Raw genomic sequence first — 25,159 nt, forward strand, 5'->3', positions numbered from 1 at the left:
CAAGCCCCCTCGCCACACAAGCCCGCTCCAACAAATCACATCCGGAACACGCCGAAGCGGCTCGGTTCGATTGGCGCGTTCAGCGACGCGGACAAGGCCAAGGCCAGTACATCGCGGGTCTGCGCCGGGTCGATGACGCCGTCGTCCCACAGTCGTGCGCTGGAGTAGTAGGGGTGACCCTGCTCTTCGTACTGATCGAGAATCGGCTGCTTGATCTCGGCTTCCTGCTCGGCGCTGAAAGCGTGTCCGCTGCGTTCGGCCTGCTCGCGCTTGACCTGCACCAGTACGCCGGCCGCCTGTTCTGCACCCATCACGCCGATACGCGCATTCGGCCACATCCACAGGAAACGCGGATCGTAAGCCCGCCCGCACATGCCGTAGTTACCGGCGCCGAAGCTGCCGCCGATGATCACGGTGAATTTCGGCACCTTGGCGCACGCTACGGCGGTCACCAGTTTGGCGCCGTGCTTGGCGATGCCGCCGGCCTCGTATTTCTGGCCGACCATGAAACCGGTGATGTTCTGCAGGAACAGCAACGGAATGCCGCGCTGGCAGGCCAGTTCGATAAAGTGCGCGCCTTTCTGCGCGGCTTCGGCGAACAGGATGCCGTTGTTGGCGAGGATCGCGATCGGGTAACCGTGCAAGTGGGCAAAGCCGCACACCAGGGTGGTCCCGAACAGCGCTTTGAATTCGTCGAACACTGACCCGTCGACCAGCCGCGAGATCACTTCGCGCACATCGAATGGCTGCTTGGCGTCCGCTGAAACCACGCCGTACAACTCGTCGCTGCTGTACAGCGGAGCAATCGGCGTGCGTTGTTGCAGCTCGCCGAGCTTGCGCCAGTTGAGGTTGGCCACGCTGCGTCGGGCGAGGGCGAGGGCGTGTTCATCGCTCTCGGCGTAATGGTCGGCGACCCCGGAAATCTTGCAGTGCACATCGGCTCCGCCCAGATCTTCGGCGCTGACCACTTCACCGGTCGCGGCTTTCACCAGCGGCGGGCCGGCGAGGAAAATCGTCGCCTGGTTGCGCACCATGATCGCTTCGTCGGCCATCGCCGGCACATAGGCGCCGCCAGCGGTGCACGAGCCCATCACCACGGCAATCTGCGGAATGCCCATGGCACTCATGTTGGCCTGGTTGAAGAAGATCCGCCCGAAGTGCTCGCGGTCCGGAAACACTTCATCCTGACGCGGCAGATTGGCGCCGCCGGAGTCCACCAGATAGATGCACGGCAAACGGTTTTGCTGGGCGATGGTCTGGGCGCGCAGGTGTTTTTTCACGGTCAGCGGGTAGTACGAGCCACCTTTAACCGTGGCGTCGTTGGCGACGATCATGCATTCGACGCCTTCGACCCGGCCGATCCCGGCAATCACGCCGGCCGCCGGAACGTCTTCGCCATACACCGCGTAAGCCGCGAGTTGGCTGATTTCGAGGAACGGCGAGCCCGGATCGAGCAGGCGATTGATCCGCTCACGGGGCAGCAGTTTGCCCCGCGATGTGTGGCGTTCTTGCGCCTTCGGGCCGCCACCTTGCTGCACTTGGGCAAGCAGGGTGTGCAGGGCGTCGACCTGTTCGAGCATCGCCGCGCTGTTGGCAGCGAACTCCGCCGAACGGGGGTTGAGCTGGGTATGCAGGATAGCCATGGGCAGCTCCGTTTAGCGGGTTTCGTTGAACAGTTCACGACCGATCAGCATGCGACGAATCTCACTGGTGCCGGCGCCGATTTCGTACAACTTGGCGTCACGCAGCAGACGTCCGGCCGGGAATTCGTTGATATAGCCGTTGCCGCCGAGAATCTGGATCGCGTCGAGGGCCATTTGCGTGGCGCGTTCGGCGCTGTAGAGGATCACGCCCGCCGCGTCCTTGCGCGTGGTTTCGCCGCGCTCGCAAGCCTGGGCCACCGCGTAGAGGTAGGCGCGGCTGGCGTTGAGTTGGGTGTACATGTCGGCGACTTTGCCCTGGATCAGCTGGAATTCGCCGATGCTCTGGCCGAATTGCTTGCGGTCGTGGATGTACGGAACGATCAGGTCCATGCACGACTGCATGATCCCGGTCGGGCCGCCCGACAGCACGACGCGCTCGTAATCGAGGCCGCTCATCAGCACTTTCACGCCGCCATTGAGTACGCCGAGGATGTTTTCTTCCGGCACTTCGACGTCATCGAAGAACAGCTCGCAGGTGTTGGAACCGCGCATGCCGAGCTTGTCGAATTTGTTGCTGCGGCTGAAGCCTTTGGAATCGCGCTCGACGATAAACGCGGTAATGCCATGCGGGCCTTTTTCCAGGTCGGTCTTGGCATAGATCACGTAGGTGTTGGCGTCGGGGCCGTTGGTGATCCAGGTCTTGCTGCCGTTGAGCACGTATTTGTCGCCGCGTTTGTCGGCGCGCAGTTTCATCGAGACCACGTCGGAACCGGCATTCGGCTCGCTCATGGCCAGGGCGCCGATGTGCTCGCCGCTGATCAGCTTGGGCAGGTATTTGGTTTTCTGTTCGTGATTACCGTTGCGGTTGATCTGGTTCACGCACAGGTTGGAATGCGCGCCGTAGGACAACGCCACCGAGGCCGAGCCACGGCTGATTTCTTCCATGATCACCACGTGCGCCAGGTAACCCAGGCCAGCGCCGCCGTACTCTTCCGGCACGGTGACGCCGAGCAGGCCCATGTCACCGAATTTGCGCCACAGGTCGGCGGGGAACAGGTTGTCGATGTCGATCTGGGCCGCGCGCGGAGCGATCTCCTTGGCGACGAAGGACTGAACCTGATCGCGCAGCATGTCGATGGTTTCACCGAGGGCAAAGTTCAGGGATGGATAGCTCATGGGTCACCTTTTGGCTTTTTTGTAGGGTAGGGAGGGCCGTGATCGGGTTCTCACCTTTACGTTAACGTAAGCCTGTGACGAATGGCTGTCAATCACCCTTTACGTTAACGTCAACTTGAGCGAGAGTAGAGCCAGTTCAAGATTGAAAGCGGACCAACTCTGTGGGCGCGACTGTGGTGAGGGGGCGTGCCCCCGTTGGGTTGCGAAGCAGCCCCAAGATTTCCGATACACCAGAGATCTTGTGAGTGCTACGCACTCAAACGGGGGCAAGCCCCCTCGCCACAGGCGCTCCCACAGGTGAACGTCGGCAACCCATAAATAAACACAATAGGGGTCGTCATGGATCAACCCAGTGCAAACCCGCAGCGCAGCTACACCCGCGGTTCCCAGGACAAAGCCTTGCTGGCGATGACCATCGGCGAGCAGTTCGATCACACGGTCGCGCTGTACCCGGACGGCGAAGCGCTGGTCGTGCGTCATCAACAGCTGCGCTACACTTGGCAGCAACTCGCCGACACCGTGGACCTGCACGCCCGAGCACTGCTGGCGCTGGGTTTACAGACCGGCGATCGCCTCGGCATCTGGGCGCCGAACTGCGCGCAGTGGTGCATCAGCCAGTTCGCCAGCGCAAAAATCGGCGTGATCCTGGTCAACATCAACCCGGCTTACCGCAGCTCCGAACTCGAATACGTGCTGAAGCAATCCGGCTGCCAATGGCTGGTCTGCGCCGGGGCGTTCAAGACCTCTGACTATCACGCGATGTTGCAAGGGCTGGTGCCGGAGTTGGCGGAGCAATCCATCGGCCAGCTGCAGAGCGAACGCCTGCCGGATTTGCGCGGTGTGATCAGCCTCGACGCGCAGCCGCCCTCGGGTTTCCTGCCGTGGTCACAACTGGCCGATCTCGCCAACAGCGTCTCGGTCGAACAGTTGAATGAACGCCAAAACAGCCTGCATTTCGACCAACCGGTAAACATCCAGTACACCTCGGGCACCACCGGTTTTCCGAAAGGCGCGACCCTCAGTCACTACAACATTCTCAATAACGGTTACATGGTCGGCGAAAGCCTGGGCCTAAGCGCCGATGATCGGTTGGTGATCCCGGTGCCGCTGTATCACTGCTTCGGCATGGTCATGGGCAACCTTGGCTGCATCACCCACGGCAGCACGATGATTTACCCCAACGATGCCTTCGATCCGCTGCTGACCCTGACCACCGTCGCCGAAGAAAAAGCCACCGCGCTCTACGGCGTGCCGACCATGTTCATCGCCATGCTCGATCAACCGCAACGCGCTGACTTCGATCTGTCGACCCTGCGCACCGGGATCATGGCCGGCGCGACGTGCCCGATTGAGGTGATGCGCCGGGTCATCAGCGAAATGCATATGAACGAAGTGCAGATTGCCTACGGCATGACGGAAACAAGTCCGGTGTCTTTACAGACCGGTCCGTCAGACGAACTGGAATTGCGCGTCACCACCGTCGGTCGCACCCAGCCGCAACTGGAAAGCAAAATCATCGACGAGGCCGGCAACCTGGTGCCACGCGGCACGATTGGCGAACTCTGCACCCGGGGCTACAGCGTGATGCTCGGCTACTGGAACAACCCGCAAGGCACCGCCGAAGCGATTGATCAGGCCGGATGGATGCACACTGGTGACCTGGCGAGCATGAACGACGAGGGCTACGTGTGCATCGCCGGACGTAACAAGGACATGATCATCCGTGGCGGTGAGAATGTTTACCCACGGGAGCTGGAAGAATTCTTTTTCACACACCCGGCGGTAGCGGATGTGCAAGTGATCGGCATTCCCTGCCCGCGCTACGGCGAAGAGATCGTCGCCTGGATCAAGTTCCACCCCGGCCATAGCGCAACCGAAGATGAGCTGAAAACCTGGTGCAAGTCGCGCATCGCGCACTTCAAGACACCGCGTTACTTCAAGTTCGTGGAAGAGTTTCCAATGACCGTGACCGGCAAGATCCAGAAATTCCGCATGCGTGAAATCAGCATCGAGGAGCTCCGCGAAAACAACGCCTAACCCCAATCCCCCCCCCTGTGGGAGCGGGCTTGCTCGCGAAAGCGGTGTGTCAGTTAAAGTAATGTCAACTGACCCGACGCCTTCGCGAGCAAGCCCGCTCCCACAAAGGAATATGGGTGGAAATCTCCTTGAGTCCAATCAGAACGAGTAACCGCGCATACCGCCATCCACGGTCACGATGGTCCCGGTGATGTAGTGCGCCAGCGGCGAGGCGAGGAAGGTCACGGCGTTGGCCACGTCAATCGGCTCACCGAAATCGCCGAGGGCGATGTTGCGTTCGGCGAAGTCGCGCCGGGCGTCGCCGGGATAGAGGCGGCGGATTTGCGCGGTGTCGATCAGGCCCGGCTGTACGCAATTGACGGTGACACCGTACTGACCCAATTGCTCGGAAAGCCCTTTGGACCACGCCACCAATCCGGCCTTGGCGACGATCGCGGCGTTTACCACTTCCGGCTCCAGGTTGCCGCTGATGTTGATGATCGTGCCGCTTTTGCGCTCGATGAACTGCGCGAGCAATTGCTGGGTCAGTTGCCGATGACGGTCGAAATTCAGGGTCATGCCCTCAATCCATTCACTTTCCGGCGCATCAATGGCCATTGGGCGACTGCCGCCGGCACAGTTGATCAGAATGTCGACATGTTGCAGGCGCTCCAGTGCGGCGGCGGCAATGCGCTGTGGCGCGTCCGGGGCGACGAAGTCTTGGATCAGCCTCAGTGGCACGAGATCGCCCGCGTCGCGGATTTCTTCGACCAGGCTTTGCAGCAAGTCAGCGCTGCGGGCCACGCCCATGACCTGGACGCCTTCAGCGGCGAGGGTTTTGCAGATGGCGCGACCCAGCCCCATGCTGGCGCCGGTGACCAGGGCGGTCTTGCCGTTGAGTTTCAGGTCCATGTTGCCTCCGTTCGAAAGGTAGTGGTGCAAAGTGCACCGGTGGAGCGAACGATAGGCGGCGGGATTGGAAAGAAAAATAGCGATTCTGGGTTTTCATTGTTATCAGAAAAATAACAATGCTTCAGGCTAGGCCCTTTTGCTGCAGCAGTTCACTCAGCCATTCGATGAATACCCGGACCTTGGGCGCCAGATAACGCTTGTTGGGGTACAGCACCGAAATCGGTTTCGGCAACGCCTGCAATTGCGGCAGCACCGCCACCAACTCGCCGCTGTCGAGAAACGGCTGCAACGACAACTGCAACCCGTGCAGCAGGCCCAGTCCCGCCAGGCCGCAGGCGAGAAAGGCTTCGGAGTCGTTGACCTGAATCCCGCTTTTCAAACGGATGGGCACCGTTTCTCCGTCGATGAAAAACTGCCAGTCCATGATTTTTCGCGTGGGCCCGGAAAAGTAATTCACCGCCAGATGCCGGTTCAGGTCCGAAAGCCCAGTGGGTGTGCCTTCGCGGGCCAGATAGGCCGGCGATGCACAGGTCAGCATCGGTACGGCGCCGATCCGCCGCGCAATGTTGCTGGAATCCGACAGTTCGCCCAGGCGCACCACGCAGTCAATGCCTTCATTGATCATGTCCACGGCCTGATCACCGCAACCGATCACCAGTTCGATGTCCGGGTAGCGCGCACGAAAGTCCGGCAGCGCCGGGATGATCACTTCTTTGGCCAAGGTGACCGGCAAATCCAGACGCAGTTTGCCTTTCGGGCTTTCGGCGTCATGGGAAAACGTGGCCAGGGTCGAGGCGACGTCACCGAGGATTTTCGAGCACTGTTCATAGAAGCGCTCGCCTTCGGCGGTCATGCTGATTTTGCGCGTGGTGCGGTTGAGCAGGCGGACTTCGAGGGTCTTTTCCAGTTGCTGGATGGCTTTGGTAATGGCCGGGCGATGCAGTTGCAAGGCGTCGGCAGCATTCTTGAAACTGCCGGTATCGACCACCTGGGTGTAAATCTGCATGGCCTGGAACATGTCCATAAGCGTGGGGATTCCCGGTAAAAGCCCAGAGAATAACGGCAAACCGAGGGCAGTAGGAATGTGGGAGAGGGGTAAACGCCAGAAAGCACAAAGGGGAGCCGAAGCTCCCCTTTAATTTGTCGTTGCGCGTGCTCTTTTTTTATTATTGAGGGGCGGTCTGTTGTTGTTTTTGGCAACCGTGGCCCTTTACCGCTATTTTTGTCGATCCCCATCCGGGATCAAGAGCAAACGTATTTTTTTGAGCGCTGATCTACTTTTTCGCCAAGCGATCCAACCAGTTCGGGAGCTACCTGAGGGTAGTTTTATTGTTCTCTGCCCGGTTGCGGGTTACTCCGAAAAGCACCCTGAAAAGCACACCTTCTCCAAAAAAATCTGTTAGCTGCGTCTCTGCCGTGTTGTTTTTGTTATGTCAGAGTCGTTACGTCTTATTTTTATTAGGTTTGCCGCTTTTTTTGTTCTTGTTATGCAATAGAGATAGCAGAAGCCGTGCCAAGTTTAAAAATTCCTTATAAATCAACGAGTTGATTTTTTGTAAGGTTTTTCGCTCAGGTAAAATCCGACAATTTGTTTCCGTGTTACTCGCTTGTCCCCCACGTTTCTTACGCAACGGTAACACCCGGACACATCCACGCCGTTACTGCGCGCTGCGAGCCTTGGCCACGCGCGAACCGGTCGGACGACCCAGCACGCTGCAAATCTGTTGGCCCGCGAGAATCAAGGCGTCGAGGTCGATGCCGGTCTCGATCCCGAGGCCGTTGAGCAGGTACACCACGTCTTCGGTGGCAACGTTACCGCTGGCGCCTTTGGCGTACGGGCAACCGCCGAGGCCGGCGATAGAGCTGTCGAACACCGCGATGCCTTCGAGCAGGCTGGCGTAGATGTTGGCCATGGCCTGGCCGTAGGTGTCGTGGAAATGCCCGGCGAGTTTTTCGCGCGGAACGTCTGCCGAAACCACTTCGAACATTTTGCGGGTCGCGCCCGCAGTGCCGGTGCCGATGGTGTCACCCAGCGAGACTTCGTAGCAGCCCATGGCATACAGCTCGCGAGCGACCAGGGCGACTTGCTCCGGCGCGACGTGACCTTCGTAAGGGCAGCCCAGCACACACGACACGTAACCGCGCACGCTGACGCCGTGTTGTTTGGCCGCCTCCATGATTGGCACGAAGCGCGCCAGGCTTTCGCTGATCGAGCAGTTGATGTTGCGCTGGGAGAACGCTTCGGACGCGGCGGCGAACACCGCGACTTCCTTGACCCCGGCCGCGATGGCGTCTTCAAATCCGCGCAGGTTTGGCGCCAATGCACCGTAAGTTACGCCGGGTTTGCGCTGGATCTGCGCGAAGACCTCGGCGGAACCGCCCATTTGCGGCACCCACTTGGGCGAAACGAAACTGCCGACTTCTATATAGCCCAGGCCGGCGGCGCTCAAGGCATCGACCAGCCGCACCTTGTCCGCGACGCTGATGGGCTGTGCTTCGTTTTGCAGACCGTCGCGGGGGCCGACTTCGATCAGGCGTACGTGGGTGGGGAGGGGCATGGTGATGGACCTTCTGAATGTTCCGAGAACCCTGTGGGAGCGGGCTTGCTCGCGAAGGCGGTCTATCAGCCAACATCAATGTTGAATGTGAAACCGCATTCGCGAGCAAGCCCGCTCCCACAGGGGATCGTTGTGGTTATTGAATGGCTTCCTGACTCTTGATCGTCTGCTCCAGCGCCTGGGTGCAGCGCTCTTGCGCCGTATCCAGTTCCAGCTTCATCTGCTCGATGTCGAGCATCTGTTGCTCAAGTTGCTCGCGACGCTCGGCAATCTTGGTCAGCATGGTTTGCAGTTGTTTCTGATTGCCGCCGGTGGGGTCGTAGAGTTCGATCAGCTCGCGGCATTCGGCCAGGGAAAAACCGATGCGCTTGCCGCGCAGGATCAGCTTCAGGCTGACCTTGTCGCGGGGCGAATAGATGCGTTCCTGGCCACGGCGCTCGGGGCTGAGCAAGCCTTGCTCTTCATAAAAGCGAATGGCCCGGGTGGTGATGTCGAGCTCGCGGGCGAGGTCGGAGATGCTGTAGGTCTGGCTGCTCATGGGCGCGCTCGAAGAAGGTCATGGCGCTAAGCTAATGGCAGGTTGACGTTTACGTCAAGGGGTATGGGTTTGTGGTGTTGCGGCTGGCCTCTTCGCGAGCAAGCCCGCTCCCACAGGGTATCTCTGTAATCCACAAATATTGTGTTCACTGAAGATCTCATGTGGGAGCGGGCTTGCTCGCGAAGAACGATAACGCGGTCCAAAGCCAACGTCCTACACCTTATCGAGCTTCTTCTCATGCGCCGTCACCTGTTGGCACAACTCGATCATCTGCTCGCGCATCCAGCGGTTGGCCGGGTCCTGGTCGGTGCTTTCGTGCCAGTACAGGTGAGTCTCCACCGGCGGCACATCATTCACCGGCAGGTTGAACGCTTGCAGGTCATGCCGACGGGCAAAACGCTCCGGCACGGTCATGACCATATCGGTCTGCTGCAACACCTGGGACGCCATCAAATAATGCTGGGAGCGCAGGGCGATCTTGCGCTGGATCCCCATTTTCCCCAGCGCCAGGTCAACATGCCCCAAACCACTGCGGCGGCTGGAAATGTGGATGTGGGTCAGTGAAAGGTAATCATCTAGGGTGAATTTCTCTTTGCCCGCCAGCGGATGGCCCTTGCGCATGGCGCACACGTAGCGGTCTTCCATCAACTTGACGTGACGCACTTGCGGGTCGGTGTTGAGCGGCGCATCCACCGCGAAGTCGAGGCGACCGGCCGCCAGTTCCTTGGTGGTCTCGCGGCGCTTGGACAGGAAGCTTTCGATGATCACGGTCGGCGCGAGGCGGCGCAGGCGCTGGAACAGCGGCGGCAGGATCACCGCTTCGGTGAGGTCGGTCATGCTGATGCGGTAGGTCTTGACCGCCTGTAACGGGTTGAAAATGCGGCTTTCCTGCACCGACACCCGCAGCAGCGAGAGGGCGTTGCGCACCGGGCCGATGATGTTCTGGGCCATGGGCGTGGGCACCATGCCTTGGGCGGTGCGCACGAACAACGGGTCGTTGAACGTCTCGCGCAGACGGGCCAGAGCGTTCGAGACCGCAGGCTGGGTAATGCCGACAATCTGCCCGGCACGGGTCAGGTTGGCTTCGGTGTAGATCGCGTCGAAGACGATGAAAAGGTTGAGGTCGACCTTGCTCAGATTCATTGCGCGGCACTCTTATTGTTGGGGTCTCAATCACCCGATCATATATCGGTGATGAATGTTAATACACGCCGAGAATAGGCTAGGTAAATTTTCGTAGCTGTTCTAGCATCGATTGCATGACCTAAACAACCTCTGCCCAAGAAGGTAAATGCTCATGGATTTCGCTTATTCGCCCAAGGTTCAGGAACTGCGTGAGCGCGTGACCGCGTTCATGGACACCTACGTTTATCCCGCTGAAGCCGTGTTCGAGCGTCAGGTCGCAGAAGGCGATCGCTGGCAGCCGACGGCGATCATGGAAGAGCTCAAACTCAAGGCCAAGGCTGAAGGGTTGTGGAATTTGTTTCTGCCTGAGTCCGAGCTCGGCGCCGGCCTGACCAACCTCGAATACGCGCCGTTGGCGGAAATCATGGGTCGCTCGCTGCTCGGTCCGGAGCCGTTCAACTGCTCCGCGCCGGACACCGGCAACATGGAAGTGCTGGTGCGTTACGCCAACGAAGAACAGAAGCAGCGTTACCTCGAACCGCTGCTGCGCGGCGAGATCCGCTCGGCGTTCGCCATGACCGAGCCGGACGTGGCTTCGTCCGACGCCACCAACATGGCTGCCCGCGCTGTGCGTGATGGCAACGAGTGGGTGATCAACGGCAAAAAATGGTGGACCTCAGGCGCTTGCGATCCACGCTGCAAGATCCTGATCTTCATGGGCCTGAGCGATCCCGATGCGCCACGCCACGCCCAGCACTCGATGATCCTGGTGCCGGTGGACACGCCGGGCGTGAAGATTGTGCGGCCGTTGCCGGTGTTCGGTTACGACGACGCACCCCACGGCCACGCCGAAGTGCTGTTCGAAAATGTCCGGGTGCCGTACGAAAACGTCCTGTTGGGCGAAGGACGCGGCTTTGAAATCGCCCAGGGTCGCCTTGGCCCTGGCCGGATTCACCACTGCATGCGCTCGATTGGCATGGCCGAGCGTGCGCTGGAATTGATGTGCAAACGCGCGGTGAGCCGTACTGCGTTCGGTAAGCCGTTGGCGCGACTGGGCGGCAACATCGACAAGATCGCCGACTCGCGGATGGAAATCGACATGGCGCGGCTGCTGACGTTGAAAGCCGCTTACATGATGGACACCGTGGGCAACAAGATCGCCAAGAGCGAAATCGCACAGATCAAGGTTGTCGCGCCGAACGTCGCCTTGCGCGTGATTGACCGGGCGATCCAGATTCATGGCGGGGCAGGGGTGTCCAACGATTTCCCGCTGGCCTACATGTACGCCATGCAACGCACCCTGCGCCTGGCCGACGGCCCGGACGAAGTGCACCGCGCGGCGATCGGCAAATTCGAAATCGGCAAATATGTGCCGAAAGAGATGATGCGTAGCGGGCACTAATCCCCTGTGGCGAGGGGGCTTGCCCCCGTTGGACCGCGAAGCGGACCCAAAACCATCCACCGCGTTTTTTCTGAAAAATCGCGATGGATGATTTACGACTGCTGCGCAGCCGAACGGGGGCAAGCCCCCTCGCCACATTTGTTCGCACGCGGCTTCAATAAACCCAAACCTCAACCCGCCGATTCTTGATCCGTCCCTCATCCGCACTGTTCGCCGCCACCGGCATCTCGGCGCCAAAGCCGCGAATCTCGCGAAACACCACGCCGCTTTTCACCAATTCCCGCCGCACCGCCATCGCCCGCAGTTTCGACAGCAGATCGGCCCGCGCAGGATCGCTCTTGGCATCGCCAAATCCCACCAGCGTCACCTCACGGTTGGCTTTGTCGTGCTGCTTTATATAGTCGAGCACCCGGGACAAGTCCTGTCGGGCCTTGTTGTCCAGGCTCGCGCTGCCTTCTTCGAAGCGAAAATTCACCGTCAACCGCTGGGCATGCCGGCTCAGGGCCTGATAACCCTCGGGCATCAGCGCATTCGGCGTGACCGCCATCGCCTGCACCGTTTGGGCGATAAAGCCATTGGCCGCGACAATCGCCTGGCCCTTGCTGCTTTGCGCGAACGCCACCAACGCCTCGGCCCAGGGATTTTTCCCACTGGGTGGCAGGTAAAAGAACAGTCGCCGGGACAGCGGATAGTCTTCGGTGGCGATCAAACTGTTGAGCGGCAACATCGCTTGCGACTGCCCATCGACAATCGCCACCGCTTTGGCCTGACGCACATAGGGCAGGCCGATAAAACCGATGCCCTGCGGATCGAGGCTGACCGCGTCGGACAATTGCTCGCTGGACTCGAAACGTTTCGCCGCGCTGCTCAGGGTTTTCCCACGCCGACTGAGGACCAATTCCTTGAACGTATCGTAGGTGCCCGACTGGTCATCCCGCGCATACAGATGAATCGTCCCACCGATACCGCCGAGTTCTTCCCACGTGCTGACCTCGCCACTGAAGATCCGCGCCAGTTGTTCGGTGTTGAGCTGATTCAGCGGATTTTGCGGGTGCAGGATGATTGCCAGGCCATCGATGGCGATGACTTGTTCGGCATTCGGGCTTTTCAGATCGCCGAGGGATTTGAGGTCCGCCAGTTCGCTGTCCTTGATCGGGCGCGATGAGGCGGCGAGATCCGCGGTGGCATTTTTCAGTGCCGTGAAACCGGTGCTGGAACCGTGGGCCGCGACTTCGACCACCACCCGCCGACCTTGGGCGGTCTGCCCGACGATCCGCTGTTCGTTGGCCTTGTCCGGGGTTTCGCTGTGCACCTTGAGCAGGCCTTGCTCCTGCATCAACCCGATGACAAGCGCCGGGCCCAAGTCCGCACCGATGGTGTTGGAGCCCTGAATGCGCAGGACCGGGCCGTGTTCGGGAGTTGGCAGGTCACTGGCGGTGGCCGTTAACGGCAGGTTGAGACACACCATTAACAGGAACAATACGCGCAGCGTCATGCCGGCACCTTAATAAGCCAAAGGAAGTGCCGGGAGAATAAGTCAGTAAAGTTTCCGAAAGATGACAGCATTCCAAATGTGGGAGCGGGCTTGCTCGCGAAGGCGGTGGGTCAGTCAATATGGGTGTTGACTGACACTCCGCCTTCGCGAGCAAGCCCGCTCCCACAGTGGATTAGTGTTAATTTCGAAGGATCAGCTCAATTCAAGCCAGATCGGCGCATGATCCGACGGTTTTTCCATCGCGCGCAAATCGTAATCCACGCCGGCATCCTTCACCCGTGGCAACAAACCGTGGGACGCCATGATCACGTCGATCCGCAGCCCGCGCTTGGGCTCGTCTTCAAACCCGCGACTGCGGTAGTCGAACCAGCTGAAACGGTCGGCCACGTCCGGGTTGAGGTGACGGAAGCTGTCCACCAGGCCCCAGTTCTTCAGGCGCGCCATCCACTCGCGCTCCTCAGGCAGGAAGCTGCATTTGCCGGTTTTCAGCCAGCGCTTCATGTTGTCCGGGCCGATGCCGATGTCGCAGTCTTCCGGGGAAATATTCACGTCGCCCATCACCACCACTGGTTGTTCATTGCTGAACTGGCTTTCCAGCAGGTGCTGCAAATCGTTGTAGAAACGTTGCTTGGCCGGGAACTTGGTCGGGTGGTCGCGGCTTTCGCCCTGTGGGAAATAGCCGTTCATGATCGTCACCGGCACGCCATTGGCGTCGGCGAAGGTGCCCCAGATGAAACGCCGTTGAGCGTCTTCTTCATCGGTGGCGAAGCCTTTGTGCAGGGCCAGCGGTTCCTGGCGCGACAGAATGGCGACGCCGTAATGGCCTTTCTGGCCATGGAAATACACGTGATAACCCAGCGCCTGAACCTCGGCCAGCGGGAATTGGTCGTCGTGGACCTTGGTTTCCTGCAGGCCGATAACGTCCGGTTGATGCTTTTCAATCAGCGCCGCCAGCTGATGCGGGCGAGCGCGCAGCCCGTTGATGTTGAAGGAGACGATCTTCATGGTCGGCAGTCCTGGCAAAAGGGCGATGCTAGCTGACATGTAGGAATGGGGCCAGTGTTGGGGTGAGGGGATTCGTGTTTGGTCGTAGGAGATGTGTCGTCAGAAATGGCCCCTTCGCGAGCAAGCCCGCTCCCACAGGGGATGAGTCTGGTCTATACCTGTGTGGGAGCGGGCTTGCTCGCGAAGACGGCCTGAGCTGCAACACTGATTCGGATCAGAACGGAACTGTGCCAGCGCTATAGGCTCGTAACCAGAAGAGCGCCGTCATTTGAACGGTGCCCCGGGGAGATCTACCGTTATGCCTGAAACCTCGACCGCCATTGCCGATATCCACATGCTCGACAGCGGCTACTCCCGCGAAGCCCGCTCCTTGCTGTACCAGGCTTACCGCCACGAGCCGACCTTCGGCTACCTGTTCGAAGCCGAGCGCCCCGGCTATGAGCAACGTGTACGGGCCACAGTGCGCGAACTGGTCAAACAACACTTCCTCCAGGATTTGCCGGCCATCGGCCTGCTGGTCAACGACCGCCTGATCGGCATCGCTCTGATTGCGCCGCCGCAACGTCGGCTGGGCATCACCGAAAGCTGGGCCTGGCGCCTGCGCATGGTGCTCAGCACGGGGTTCCGCTGCACCCGTCGCTACCTCGAATACCACGATGCGGTTGCTGCCTGCGTGCCGTCCGACGCCGTGCACGTGTTGCCATTGCTGGGGATTCACCCGCAATTCCAGGGAAAACACTTCGGCGAACAACTGCTGCAAGCCGTTCATAACTGGTGCGCAGTGGATGAACACTCGGAAGGCGTGATCCTCGACACCGGGAATCCTCGCTATCTGGAGTTCTATAAGCGTCAGGGCTACGAGGAAATTGGCGAAGTGGCGGTAGGACCGATCCGCGAGCACGTGTTTTTTCACGCCAATCCCCAGGTGTTACAAACAGCCACGGCATAAAGGTAGAACTTTCACGGCACCCCAGGCTCTATCACGCTCTCAAGCTCGTGATAGCATCCGCGCCTATGAAGTTTCCAGGAAGATTTACCAGTGGCGTGCTCATGCTGTTATCCAGCTGCGCGGCGCTGGCGCAAAGTGAATTGGATGTGCGGATCAAACCGTCCAACGATGAACTGAAAGCCAATATAGAGGGCTATATCGGCAGCCTCGGCGATCGTGACGAGGAAGCTTTGCTGCGCTTCAGTCGCGGCGCCGAGGAACAGGCGCGCAAGGCCGCCCAGGCCTTGGGGTATTACCAGCCGCAGATCGACAGCGAAGTGAAGGGCGGCGAGAAGCCGCGCCTGACGCTGAAGATCGACCCCGGCGAACCGATCCATTTGCGCAACGTCACCGTGCGCATCGACGGGCCTGCCGCCTCCCTCAAATCCTTTCGCAAACCGCCGCCGGAGCTGCTCAAGCCAGGCGCGGTGCTCAATCATGGGCATTACGAAGACGCCAAGCGCCTGATCCAGAACCAGGCCTCGCGCTTCGGTTTTTTCAGCGGCTATTTCGCCAGCCAGAAACTCCTGGTGGACCCGCGCGCCGGTGTGGCTGACGTTGAACTTATCTACAACAGCGGCCCGCGCTACGCCTTGGGCAAGGTCACGTTCGAAGGCGATACGCCGTTCGACGAAGACCTGCTGCAACGCATGGTGCCGTTCAAGGCCGGCGCGCCGTATGACTCCGAACTGATCGCCGAACTCAACCAGGCCCTGCAATCCAGCGGCTATTTCGAAGGCGTGCGCGTAGACGCGGCGCCGACCGCGTCCAAGGACGATGTGATCCCGGTGGCGGTCAAGCTCGACACCCGCAAGCCGCGCACCATGGGCCTCGGCTTGGGTTACTCCACCGACGTTGGCCCCCGGATCAAGGCCAACTGGACCCGGCACTGGGTCAATCCCCAAGGCGACAGCTATGGCTGGGAAGCCGAAGTGTCGGCGCCACGGCAGAACGTCGGGGTGTTCTACGACATTCCGCTGGACCCGCCGCTCACCGACAAGCTGCGCTGGGCCGCCGGTTATCAATACGAAGAAATTGCCGACACCGATTCCGTGAGCAAGCTGCTGACCCTCGGCCCGGAATGGCACAGCAAGTTGCCCAGCGGCTGGCAGCGGGTGGTGTCGCTCAAATGGCAGCGCGAGGAATATACCCTCGGCGATGACTCCGGCTTGAGCACCTTGCTGATGCCCGGCGTTAGCTATTCGTACCTGAAAAGCGATAACCGCATCGACCCGCACAACGGCTATCGCCTGACTTTCGAAACCAAAGTGGCGAAGGAAGGGCTCGGTTCGGACACCAACTTGCTGTACGGCACCGCGCTGGTAAAAGGCCTGACCACCGTTTTCGACAAACACCGCTTCCTCGGGCGGGTGCAGGTCGGCGGCAGCGCCACCAACGGTTACAAATCGGTGCCGCCGTCCTTGCGTTTCTTTGCCGGTGGCGATCAGAGCGTGCGCGGTTATGACTATCAGAGCCTGTCCCCGGAAAACTCCGAGGGCGACCGCATCGGTGGCCGCTACATGATTGCCGGCAGCGTCGAGTATCAATACTCCATCGCCGAGAAATGGCGGGTCGCAACCTTCATCGACCAGGGCAACTCCTTCAATACACTCGAACTGCCAAACCTCAAGACCGGTGTCGGTATCGGCGTGCGCTGGGTTTCGCCGGTAGGGCCGATCCGCCTCGACCTGGCCCACGCGATGGACGACGACGGCGGCATTCGACTGCACTTTTCCATGGGGCCTGAGCTGTGAAGCGTGGTTTGAAAATTTCACTGGCGGCGCTTCTGGCGCTGCTGATGTTGATCGTCCTGGCCGTGGCCACAGTGCTGGGCACGGCGACCGGCAGTCGCTGGGCGCTCGGGTTTGTGCCGGGTCTGAGCGTGGATAATTTCCAGGGTCGTTTGGGCGGGCAGTGGAGCGCTGATCATCTGTTGTGGCAGCAGGACAGCAGCCGGGTTGAGCTGGACAAGGTGATTTTCGCCTGGTCGCCGCTGTGCCTGACGCGCATGACCCTGTGCATCGATCAACTTCAGGCCGATCAGGTCAGCCTGCAATTTCCGCCGGGCACCGAAGAAGCAAGCAGCGGCCCGATCACGCTTCCAGACTTGAAGTTGCCGCTGGCGATTGAGCTGGGCGACGTTAAGGTCGGCAGTCTGTTGTTCAATGGCAGCGAAGAACTCAAGGGCCTGCAACTGGCGGCGCACTGGACCGCGAAAGGTTTGCAGATTGATTCCGTGCAATTGCAGCGCGACGACCTGAGCCTGAACCTCTCGGGCCTGCTGCAACCCGGCGGCAACTGGCCGTTGACCGCCGAAGGCAAGCTGACCCTGTCGACGCCCGCGCCTTGGACGCTGGCCCTGAAGGTTGACGGCGACTTGCTGAAAACCCTGAATCTGAAAGCCGACAGCAGTGGCTACCTTAACGGGCAACTGACCGGCGAATTGCAACCACTGGTGGAAAACCTGCCAGCCAAGGTGCGAATCACCGCCGACGGCTTCAAGCCTGCCGCTGATCTGCCGGACACCCTGCAACTCAATCAACTGGAACTCACCGGCGACGGCGACCTGAAAAACGGTTACCAACTGCTCGGCAAAGCCACGCTGCCCGCCGAAAAAGGCCCGGTCGCGTTGTTGCTGCAAGGCAAGGTCGACGCCAAGGGCGCGCAGATCGCCGGCCTCGACCTGACCGCCAACGACAAGCAAAGCCTCAAGCTCACCGGCAACCTCGACTGGAGCAAAGGCTTCAGCGCCCAGGCGAAGATCGACTGGCAGGACTTCCCGTGGCATCGCCTCTATCCGCTGATCGACGAGCCGCAGGTCGCATTGCGCAGTTTCAACGGCGAAGTGTCTTACACCGACGGCAAATACCTCGGCAACTTCAAAGCCGCGCTGGACGGTCCGGCCGGGGCGTTCAGCCTGAGCAGCCCGTTCGCCGGCGACCTGACGAAAATCTACCTGCAACAATTCCAGCTCGAAGCCGGGCAGGGCAAGGCCGAAGGCCACCTGAACCTGCAATTTGCCGATGGCATCGCTTGGGACACCGCGCTGGACCTGTCGGCGATCAACCCGGCGTACTGGATAGCGGAGTTGCCGGGCACCTTGGCCGGACCGTTGCGCAGCAAAGGCGAGATGAAGAACGAGAAGCTCAGCCTCAGCGCCGACCTCGATTTGAAAGGCAAGCTGCGCGGCCAACCGGCGGTGATCCAGGCCAAGGCCGATGGCGCCGGGGAGCAATGGAACCTTAATGCGTTGCAGATTCGCCTCGGCGATAACAGCATCAACGGCAAGGGCAGCCTGCAACAGAAACTTGCCGGGCAGATCGACATCAAGCTGCCGCGCCTGGCCCAACTCTGGCCGCAACTGCGCGGTCAGCTCAATGGTCGGGTGGATGTCGCCGGCACGCTCAAGGCGCCTCAAGGCAAGCTCGGGTTGCAAGGCTCGCAACTGGCCTTCGAAGACAATCGCCTGCAAAGCTTGAACCTCGATGCGACGCTCGACAGTGCGCAACGGGCGAAGATCGACCTTAAGGGCAGCGGCATTCAGGCTGGCGACACTTCGCTGGGGACGCTGACTGCCAGCGGCCAGGGCGATATCAAGAACCAGAAACTCAGCCTCGACCTGCAAGGCCCACAGCTGAAACTCGCTCTCGGCCTCGACGGCGCACTGGATAAAGGCAACTGGCGCGGACGCCTGGCCAGCGGCGATATCCAGGCTGGCGGCCAGGACTGGAAGCTGCAAGGCCCGGCCAAGCTTGAACGGCTGGCGGACGGCAAAATCAACTTCGGTGCGCATTGCTGGATGTCCGGTCAGGCCAGTTTGTGCGGCGAAGACCAACGGTTAATGCCGGAACCGAAGTTGCGTTATCACCTCAAGCAATTCCCGATCGACAGCCTCGCCCAGTGGTTGCCGAAGGATTTCGCCTGGAAGGGCAAGCTCAACGCCGATCTGCAACTGGACTTGCCGGCCAGTGGCCCGAACGGTCAGGTCAGCATTGATGCCAGCGGCGGCACCTTGCGCATGAAAGAGAAGGATCAGTGGCTGGACTTCCCGTACCAGACCCTGAAACTCACCAGCAAACTCACGCCCAAGCGGATCGACACCGACCTCAACTTCGTCGGCGGCAAGCTCGGCGAATTGATGGTGCAGGCGCAGATCAACCCGCTGGCGAAGAACAAACCGCTGACCGGTTCATTCCGTCTCAACGGTCTGGACCTGTCAGTGGCGCGGCCGTTTGTGCCGATGGTCGAGAAACTCAACGGTCGCCTGAATGGCAGCGGCACGCTGTCCGGCGGGTTGCTGGCGCCGCTGGTCAACGGCAACCTGATACTCAGCGACGGCGAAGTGTCCGGGGCTGAATTGCCGATGGAGCTGCAAGCCTTGCAGCTGCAAGCGGTGATCGCCGGTGAAACTGTACAACTGAACGGCGGCTGGAAAAGCGGCAAGAGCGGGCAGGGCAGTCTGAACGGCAACATCGCGTGGGGTCAGGCGCTGGTGGTGGATCTGGCGCTCAAAGGCACGCAATTGCCGGTCACTGTCGAGCCTTACGCCAAGCTTGAAGTGGCGCCGGACCTGAAAATCTCGATGAAGGGCGACGAACTGGCCATCGCCGGCAAAGTGCTGGTGCCCAAGGGCGAGATCACCGTGCGCGAGTTGCCGCCCTCGACGGTCAAGGTCTCCGATGACACGATCATCGTCGGCGCGCAGACCGAAGCGGGCAAACCGCCGGTCGCCATGAAAATGGACATCGATGTGGTGGTCGGCGACGACAAACTCAGCTTCGCCGGGTTTGGCCTGACCGCGAATCTGCAGGGGTATGTGCACATCGGCGACAACATGGACACCCGTGGCGAACTCTGGCTTAACGACGGTCGCTACCGCGCCTATGGCCAGCGCCTGACGGTACGGCGCGCGCGGCTGTTGTTTGCCGGGCCGATCGATCAGCCGTATCTGGACATCGAAGCGATTCGCCAGACTGACGACATCATCGCCGGCATCCGCTTGAGCGGCAGCGCCGAGCAGCCGACCACGCAGATCTTCTCCGAGCCGGCGATGAGCCAGGAGCAGGCGTTGTCGTATCTGGTGCTGGGGCGTCCGTTAAGCACCAGCGGTGAAGACAACAACATGCTCGCCCAGGCCGCGCTCGGGTTGGGCTTGATGGGCAGCTCCGGGGTAACCAGCGGTTTGGCCAAGGACTTGGGAATCCAGGATTTTCAGCTCGACACCCAAGGCAGCGGCGACGCGACCAGCGTGGTGGCCAGCGGCAACATCTCCGAGAAACTCAGTTTGCGTTATGGCGTTGGCGTGTTTGAGCCGGCGAGCACCATTGCGTTGCGCTACAAGCTGAGCAAAAAGGTTTACGTGGAAGTGGCCAGCGGCGTGGCCAGTTCGCTGGACATCTTCTACAAGCGGGATTTCTAAACTTCCGGCACCTTCCAGAAAGACCCAGTCGCGCATTTCGTGATCAAGCCGCCCCCCACATTGCTGGGGGGCGGTGCCGTCATCAGAGGTGCGCCTGACATCAAAATGTCATTCGTTTATCGCGTGAACGCCATGTTCGCTGAGTAATGTCCTCGCCAATGAGATCGATCTCAAGCGAGTGACAATGACTGACTTGAAAGAAGTTGCACGACTGGCCGGTGTATCGCGGGCGACTGCCGCGCGGACCTTCGCCTCCCCCGAAGTGGTGCGTCCGGCGACCCGCGAGCAAGTCTTCGCCGCTGCCCGCGAACTGGGTTTTCGGCCCAATCGCCTCGGCCGCCAACTGCGTTTGCAAACCACCAACCTGATCGGGGTAGTGGTCCCCAATCTTCTCAACCCGGTGTTCGCCGAGCAGTTCCAGGCCATGGAGCGGGCCGCGCGTTTGCGCGGCTACAACTTGTTGCTGGCGACCACCGATTACAACAGCGAGCGTGAAAGCTCGGTCGTCGAGGAGTTGTTGCGCCAGCGAGTTGATGGGCTGGTGCTGACGGTCACCGATGCCGAAAGCAACCGCGTGCTGCAAAGCCTCGCCAGCGAGGACACGCCGTTTGTGCTGGCTTATCACCAACCGGGCAATCCTGATTACAGCGCGGTGTCGGTCGACAACCGCGCCGGGATGGCACTGGCCACGCGTTACTTGCTGGACGCGGGGCATCGGCGGATTGGCATGGTCGCCGGCCCGGCATTGCAGTCCGACCGTGCCCGTTTGCGTTACGCCGGTTATGGCGACGCGATGCGTGAGCACGGCCTCGACAGCTTGCCGGTGATCGAAATGCCCGCCCATACCCAGGCCGATTTCGCCGCCCTTCAACCTTTTTTGTCCGGACCACAGGCGCCCAGCGCGTTGGTCTGTTCCAACGATTTGCTGGCGATCAGCCTGATCGCCGAGCTGCGCCGGCACGGCTGGAATGTGCCTCGGCAAATGTCTGTGATCGGTTTTGACGGTATTGCCCTCGGCACGCAAATGCACCCCTCGCTGTGCAGTGTGGTGCAGCCGATTGCGACGCTGGCCAGCACGGTGATTGAACAGTTGCTGGCGCAAATTGCTGGCGCCGCCCCGGTTTCCCATTGCCTGCCTTGCCATGTCCGGCCAGGCGAAAGTACTCAACCCTACGAGGAGAAACTCGATGATCCGCTTCACTAAAACCCTGGCAGCGTTATGGCTGTGCGGTTTGGCCAGCCTGGCCCAGGCCGCTGAAACGGCGATTTGCTACAACTGTCCGCCGGAATGGGCGGACTGGGGTACCCAACTCAAAGCCATTGCCGACACCACCGGCGTGCAGGTCCCGCTGGACAACAAAAACTCTGGTCAGTCCCTCGCGCAGTTGGTTGCCGAGCACGCTGCGCCAGTCGCGGACGTGGTGTATTACGGCGTCACGTTCGGTTTGCAGGCACAAAAAGCCGGGGTGGTCGGGACTTATAAACCCAAGGGCTGGGAGCAGATTCCGACGGGATTGAAAGACCCGCAGGGGCACTGGTTTGCGATTCATTCCGGCACGTTGGGGATCATGGTCAACGTCGATGCGCTGGGTGGCTTGCCGGTTCCGCAGAGCTGGGCTGATCTGCTCAAGCCTGAGTACAAAGGCATGGTCGGCTACCTCGATCCGTCGAGTGCATTCGTCGGTTACGTGTCGGCGGTCGCTATCAATCAGGCCATGGGCGGGACCCTGGATAACTTCGCGCCGGCCATCGATTACTTCCAGAAACTGGCGAAAAACGCACCCATTGTGCCGAAACAAACCGCGTATGCGCGGGTGCTTTCCGGCGAGCTGCCGATTCTGGTCGACTACGACTTCAACGCTTACCGCGCGCGCTACAAAGACAAGGCCAACGTCGCTTTCGTGATCCCCAAAGAAGGCAGCATCAGCGTGCCTTACGTGATGAGCGTGGTGGACAACGCGCCGCATCGCGCCAACGCCGAAAAGGTTTTGGATTTTGTGCTGTCCGATCAGGGGCAGGCGTTGTGGGCCAAGGCGTATCTGCGCCCGGTTCGCGAGATGAAGATGCCGGCCGACGTCGCCGCGCAGTTTCTGCCAGACAGTGACTACGCCCGCGCGGGTGTGGTCGATTACGAAAAAATGGCGGCGGTGCAGGAAGCCTTTGCTGCGCGTTATCTGAGTGAGGTCAAGTAAGTGACGACTGTGCAGCTCAACGCGCTGGAGGCCTCGCCCCGCCGTGATGTTTTTCAGCGCTGGCGACCGACGGCTGCCTGGGCGCTGGCCCCGGCAGCGGCGGTCCTGCTCGCGTTCTGGCTGTTGCCGCTGGCGCATTTGATTGTGCTGGGCGGGCAAGGGCGCGATGGCAGCGACAGCGGCTATTGGCAAGTGCTGACTAGTGCGCAATACCTGGGCAGCCTGGTGCAGACCTGCGTCCTGGCGGCGGCGGTGACACTGGCGGCGTTGTTGGTCGGTGGCATCAGCGGGGTGTTTCTCGCTCGCCAACAGTTCTTCGGGCGCTCGGCGTTGGTTGCGTTGCTGACGTTTCCGCTGGCGTTTCCCGGGGTGGTGGTCGGCTTTCTGGTAATTCTGCTGGCGGGTCGACAAGGCCTGTTTGCCGCGCTGGGCCTGGAGCTGGCGGGTGAGCGCTGGATTTTCGCTTACTCGCTGACGGGGTTGTTCATTGGATATCTGTACTTCTCGATTCCGCGGGTGATTCTCACGGTGATGGCCGCGTGTGAAAGCCTTGATCGCAGCCTGGAAGAAGCCGCGCATTCACTCGGTGCCGGGCATTGGCGGGTGGTGTGCGACGTGATCGTGCCGGGGCTGGCGCCCGCGCTGGTGTCCTGCGGCGCCATATGTTTCGCGACGTCGATGGGCGCTTTCGGCACCGCGTTCACCTTGGGCACGCGGCTGAACGTGACCCCCGTGGCGATCTATAACGTGTTCACCAACTATGCCAATTTCACAGTGGCCGCTGCACTGTCAGTCATCCTCGGGGCAGTCACCTGGGCGGTGCTGTTACTGGCACGGCGCGTGGCCAAACAGTCGGGGACGGTTTTGTGAAACGAACAACGCTGTTTATCGCACAACTGGTTTTTACCCTGTTGGTCTGTGCCTTCATGTTGGTGCCCGTGCTGATGTCGTTGCTGGCGGGGCTGACGCGCAATTACTTCGTCGGGGTGTCCAGTGGGCTGACGTTCGACTGGTTGATTCAGGTCTGGCAAAGCTACTCGCCGACGGTCTGGTTATCGCTGCAATTGGCGGTTGCCTGTGCCGTGTGCGTTTGTCTGATCGGCGTGCCGGCGGCCTATGCCCTGGTGCGGATGAACAACCGATTCAGCCACGCGTTTGAAGAACTGATGGTGCTGCCCGTGGCGATGCCGGGCTTGGCCAGCGCCCTGGCGCTGCTGCTGACCTATGGGCAATTCGGCGAATTTCGCCGCAGTTGGCTGTTCATCCTGGTGGGCCATGTGCTGTTCACTCTGCCGTTTCTGGTGCGCCCGGTAATGGCGGTGATGCAGCGCCAGCAACTGCCGACGCTCGAAGAAGCGGCGGCGAGCCTGGGTGCCGGGCCGATCAAGCGTTTTTTCAGCGTGGTGGTGCCCAATTGCCGGGCCGGGATACTGGCCGGGGTGCTGATGGTCGTCACCCTGTCGCTGGGTGAGTTCAACCTGACCTGGATGCTTCACACGCCAATGACCAAGACCTTGCCGGTGGGCCTGGCCGACAGCTATGCCTCGGCGCGGCTGGAAGTGGCCAGCGCTTACACCCTCATATTTCTGTTGATGATCGTGCCGCTGCTGATTGCGTTGCAGGCCATCAGCGCCCGTCTTTCTCGTGGAGAGCGTCGATGACCGGAACCACTATTCGCCTGCAGGGTTGCCGCAAGGCGTTCTCTGACGGCACTGTTGCTGTAGACGATTTGAACCTGACCATCGAGGCCGGTGAAACCCTAGCGATCCTTGGCCCGTCCGGTTGCGGTAAAACCACCACGTTGCGCATGATCGCCGGCCTTGAGCGCCCGGATGTCGGGCAGATTTTCTTTGCCGACAGCGACGTCACACGCCTGCCCATCGAGCGTCGCGACGTGGGCATGGTGTTTCAGAATTACGCGTTGTTTCCGAACCTGGACGTGGCCGGCAATATTGTTTACGGCCTGAAGATAAGAGGCCTGTCGCCCGCCGAACGCAACAAGCGTTGCGCCGAGTTGCTGGAACTGGTCGGCCTGCAAGATCACGGCAAACGCCGTATTCATGAGTTGTCCGGCGGCCAGCGTCAGCGGGTGGCTCTGGCCCGAGCGTTGGCACCCCGGCCTCGGGTATTGCTGCTTGATGAGCCGTTGGCGGCGCTGGATGCACAGTTGCGCGAACGGCTGCGCAGCGAGCTTGATCAACTGCTGCGCAGCTTGCGCATTACCTCGGTGTTTGTGACGCACGACCAGGGCGAGGCCATGGCGCTGGGGGATCGAATCCTGGTCATGGAGCGCGGACGCGTCGCGCAGATGGCCACGCCGCGAGACATCTATCAGCAACCCGCCAACGCGTTTGTCGCCAGTTTCGTCGGCAACCTCAATGCATTCCCGGTGATCGAACCGACCGCCCATGGCTTGAAGGTCAGCGGCGGCGAGTTGCCCTGGAAGGGCATTCCCGTGCCGAAGACGGTGTACTGCCGTCCTGAGCATTTACGGGTGATGGACGGTGCCGGGCATGTGCGTGGTCGTCTGGTCGGGCAGTTTTTCCAGGGGGCGCAAAGCCGCCTGTTGGTGGACATCGGGGCTGAACAGCCATTGTTGGTCGACAGCGCTGACGGCGTCATCCATGCCACCGGCGCGCTGATTGCCCTGGCCATCGAACCGCACGTGTTGTTCACCCTGCATTCGTAAT

General features: G+C 60.6%; 19 protein-coding genes. 10 read left to right on the top strand and 9 right to left on the bottom strand.

Features of this window, described 5'->3' with window-relative positions:
• Positions 1-35: 35 nt before the first annotated feature.
• Positions 36-1,643 carry a carboxyl transferase domain-containing protein gene (locus tag NK667_RS06375; protein WP_054614096.1) on the bottom strand — a complete coding sequence of 536 codons (1,608 nt, stop codon included), beginning with the start codon at positions 1,641-1,643 and terminating at the stop codon, positions 36-38.
• 12 nt (positions 1,644-1,655) lie between these two features.
• On the bottom strand, positions 1,656-2,819 hold the full coding sequence (locus NK667_RS06380) for an isovaleryl-CoA dehydrogenase (protein WP_054053755.1): 1,164 nt from the start codon (positions 2,817-2,819) through the stop codon (positions 1,656-1,658).
• A gap of 339 nt (positions 2,820-3,158) precedes the next feature.
• Between NK667_RS06380 and NK667_RS06385 the strand changes: the two genes are divergently transcribed.
• Complete coding sequence (locus tag NK667_RS06385) at positions 3,159-4,856, top strand: AMP-binding protein (protein ID WP_054614097.1); 1,698 nt, start codon at positions 3,159-3,161, stop codon at positions 4,854-4,856.
• A gap of 138 nt (positions 4,857-4,994) precedes the next feature.
• Here the strand turns inward: NK667_RS06385 and NK667_RS06390 are convergent, their stop codons facing one another.
• From NK667_RS06390 to NK667_RS06410, 5 genes are all read right to left on the bottom strand, one after another.
• A complete protein-coding gene (locus NK667_RS06390; RefSeq protein WP_054614098.1) occupies positions 4,995-5,747 on the bottom strand; it encodes an SDR family NAD(P)-dependent oxidoreductase in 753 nt (250 codons plus the stop codon).
• A gap of 121 nt (positions 5,748-5,868) precedes the next feature.
• Positions 5,869-6,771, bottom strand: a complete 903-nt coding sequence (locus NK667_RS06395; protein WP_054614099.1) for a LysR family transcriptional regulator — start codon at positions 6,769-6,771, stop codon at positions 5,869-5,871.
• A gap of 634 nt (positions 6,772-7,405) precedes the next feature.
• Positions 7,406-8,305 carry a hydroxymethylglutaryl-CoA lyase gene (locus NK667_RS06400; RefSeq protein ID WP_054614100.1) on the bottom strand — a complete coding sequence of 300 codons (900 nt, stop codon included), beginning with the start codon at positions 8,303-8,305 and terminating at the stop codon, positions 7,406-7,408.
• 136 nt (positions 8,306-8,441) lie between these two features.
• On the bottom strand, positions 8,442-8,843 hold the full coding sequence (locus NK667_RS06405; protein WP_054053745.1) for a MerR family transcriptional regulator: 402 nt from the start codon (positions 8,841-8,843) through the stop codon (positions 8,442-8,444).
• Positions 8,844-9,056: 213 nt separating this feature from the next.
• On the bottom strand, positions 9,057-9,986 hold the full coding sequence (locus NK667_RS06410; RefSeq protein ID WP_054053742.1) for a LysR family transcriptional regulator: 930 nt from the start codon (positions 9,984-9,986) through the stop codon (positions 9,057-9,059).
• A gap of 154 nt (positions 9,987-10,140) precedes the next feature.
• Here NK667_RS06410 and NK667_RS06415 point away from each other — a divergent pair, with 154 nt between their 5' ends.
• Complete coding sequence (locus NK667_RS06415) at positions 10,141-11,370, top strand: acyl-CoA dehydrogenase (RefSeq protein WP_054614101.1); 1,230 nt, start codon at positions 10,141-10,143, stop codon at positions 11,368-11,370.
• 154 nt (positions 11,371-11,524) lie between these two features.
• Here the strand turns inward: NK667_RS06415 and NK667_RS06420 are convergent, their stop codons facing one another.
• Both NK667_RS06420 and xthA read right to left on the bottom strand, forming a co-directional pair.
• Positions 11,525-12,865 carry a substrate-binding domain-containing protein gene (locus NK667_RS06420; RefSeq protein ID WP_054614102.1) on the bottom strand — a complete coding sequence of 447 codons (1,341 nt, stop codon included), beginning with the start codon at positions 12,863-12,865 and terminating at the stop codon, positions 11,525-11,527.
• Positions 12,866-13,057: 192 nt separating this feature from the next.
• The gene (gene xthA / locus NK667_RS06425; RefSeq protein ID WP_054614103.1) at positions 13,058-13,870 is read right to left on the bottom strand and encodes an exodeoxyribonuclease III; all 813 of its coding nucleotides are present in this window, start codon (positions 13,868-13,870) and stop codon (positions 13,058-13,060) included.
• Positions 13,871-14,168: 298 nt separating this feature from the next.
• Between xthA and NK667_RS06430 the strand changes: the two genes are divergently transcribed.
• The 8 genes from NK667_RS06430 (at position 14,169) to NK667_RS06465 (ending at position 25,158) form a co-directional block, all read left to right on the top strand.
• Positions 14,169-14,819: a GNAT family N-acetyltransferase gene (locus NK667_RS06430; protein WP_054053735.1), complete on the top strand. Its 651-nt coding sequence runs from the start codon at positions 14,169-14,171 to the stop codon at positions 14,817-14,819.
• A gap of 65 nt (positions 14,820-14,884) precedes the next feature.
• A complete protein-coding gene (locus NK667_RS06435; protein WP_054053734.1) occupies positions 14,885-16,612 on the top strand; it encodes an autotransporter assembly complex protein TamA in 1,728 nt (575 codons plus the stop codon).
• Positions 16,609-20,277, top strand: coding sequence for a translocation/assembly module TamB domain-containing protein (locus tag NK667_RS06440; protein ID WP_054614104.1), 3,669 nt, complete (start codon positions 16,609-16,611; stop codon positions 20,275-20,277). Before NK667_RS06435 ends, NK667_RS06440 begins: the two co-directional genes overlap by 4 nt.
• A gap of 184 nt (positions 20,278-20,461) precedes the next feature.
• Positions 20,462-21,481, top strand: coding sequence for a LacI family DNA-binding transcriptional regulator (locus tag NK667_RS06445; protein WP_054614105.1), 1,020 nt, complete (start codon positions 20,462-20,464; stop codon positions 21,479-21,481).
• Positions 21,465-22,469: an ABC transporter substrate-binding protein gene (locus tag NK667_RS06450; protein WP_054053726.1), complete on the top strand. Its 1,005-nt coding sequence runs from the start codon at positions 21,465-21,467 to the stop codon at positions 22,467-22,469. Before NK667_RS06445 ends, NK667_RS06450 begins: the two co-directional genes overlap by 17 nt.
• A 9-nt stretch (positions 22,470-22,478) precedes the next feature.
• Complete coding sequence (locus NK667_RS06455) at positions 22,479-23,339, top strand: ABC transporter permease (RefSeq protein WP_054616211.1); 861 nt, start codon at positions 22,479-22,481, stop codon at positions 23,337-23,339.
• Entirely contained in the window at positions 23,336-24,130 is a 795-nt protein-coding gene (locus NK667_RS06460; RefSeq protein ID WP_054614106.1) for an ABC transporter permease, read from the top strand. The genes NK667_RS06455 and NK667_RS06460 overlap by 4 nt, the downstream gene beginning before the upstream one ends.
• Positions 24,127-25,158 carry an ABC transporter ATP-binding protein gene (locus NK667_RS06465; protein WP_054614107.1) on the top strand — a complete coding sequence of 344 codons (1,032 nt, stop codon included), beginning with the start codon at positions 24,127-24,129 and terminating at the stop codon, positions 25,156-25,158. Before NK667_RS06460 ends, NK667_RS06465 begins: the two co-directional genes overlap by 4 nt.
• Position 25,159: the final 1 nt, after the last annotated feature.

Source organism: Pseudomonas nunensis (genome assembly GCF_024296925.1).
In the GTDB taxonomy this organism is placed as follows: domain Bacteria; phylum Pseudomonadota; class Gammaproteobacteria; order Pseudomonadales; family Pseudomonadaceae; genus Aquipseudomonas; species Aquipseudomonas nunensis.

Coding starts and splice junctions, on each gene's coding strand:
- NK667_RS06380 (WP_054053755.1), bottom strand. CDS start 2,819: ATGAGCTATCCATCCCTGAACTTTGCCCTCGGTGAAACCATCGACATG.
- NK667_RS06445 (WP_054614105.1), top strand. CDS start 20,462: ATGACTGACTTGAAAGAAGTTGCACGACTGGCCGGTGTATCGCGGGCG.
- NK667_RS06435 (WP_054053734.1), top strand. CDS start 14,885: ATGAAGTTTCCAGGAAGATTTACCAGTGGCGTGCTCATGCTGTTATCC.
- NK667_RS06375 (WP_054614096.1), bottom strand. CDS start 1,643: ATGGCTATCCTGCATACCCAGCTCAACCCCCGTTCGGCGGAGTTCGCT.
- NK667_RS06390 (WP_054614098.1), bottom strand. CDS start 5,747: ATGGACCTGAAACTCAACGGCAAGACCGCCCTGGTCACCGGCGCCAGC.
- xthA (WP_054614103.1), bottom strand. CDS start 13,870: ATGAAGATCGTCTCCTTCAACATCAACGGGCTGCGCGCTCGCCCGCAT.
- NK667_RS06420 (WP_054614102.1), bottom strand. CDS start 12,865: ATGACGCTGCGCGTATTGTTCCTGTTAATGGTGTGTCTCAACCTGCCG.
- NK667_RS06395 (WP_054614099.1), bottom strand. CDS start 6,771: ATGGACATGTTCCAGGCCATGCAGATTTACACCCAGGTGGTCGATACC.
- NK667_RS06405 (WP_054053745.1), bottom strand. CDS start 8,843: ATGAGCAGCCAGACCTACAGCATCTCCGACCTCGCCCGCGAGCTCGAC.
- NK667_RS06430 (WP_054053735.1), top strand. CDS start 14,169: ATGCCTGAAACCTCGACCGCCATTGCCGATATCCACATGCTCGACAGC.
- NK667_RS06450 (WP_054053726.1), top strand. CDS start 21,465: ATGATCCGCTTCACTAAAACCCTGGCAGCGTTATGGCTGTGCGGTTTG.
- NK667_RS06385 (WP_054614097.1), top strand. CDS start 3,159: ATGGATCAACCCAGTGCAAACCCGCAGCGCAGCTACACCCGCGGTTCC.
- NK667_RS06465 (WP_054614107.1), top strand. CDS start 24,127: ATGACCGGAACCACTATTCGCCTGCAGGGTTGCCGCAAGGCGTTCTCT.
- NK667_RS06410 (WP_054053742.1), bottom strand. CDS start 9,986: ATGAATCTGAGCAAGGTCGACCTCAACCTTTTCATCGTCTTCGACGCG.
- NK667_RS06415 (WP_054614101.1), top strand. CDS start 10,141: ATGGATTTCGCTTATTCGCCCAAGGTTCAGGAACTGCGTGAGCGCGTG.
- NK667_RS06400 (WP_054614100.1), bottom strand. CDS start 8,305: ATGCCCCTCCCCACCCACGTACGCCTGATCGAAGTCGGCCCCCGCGAC.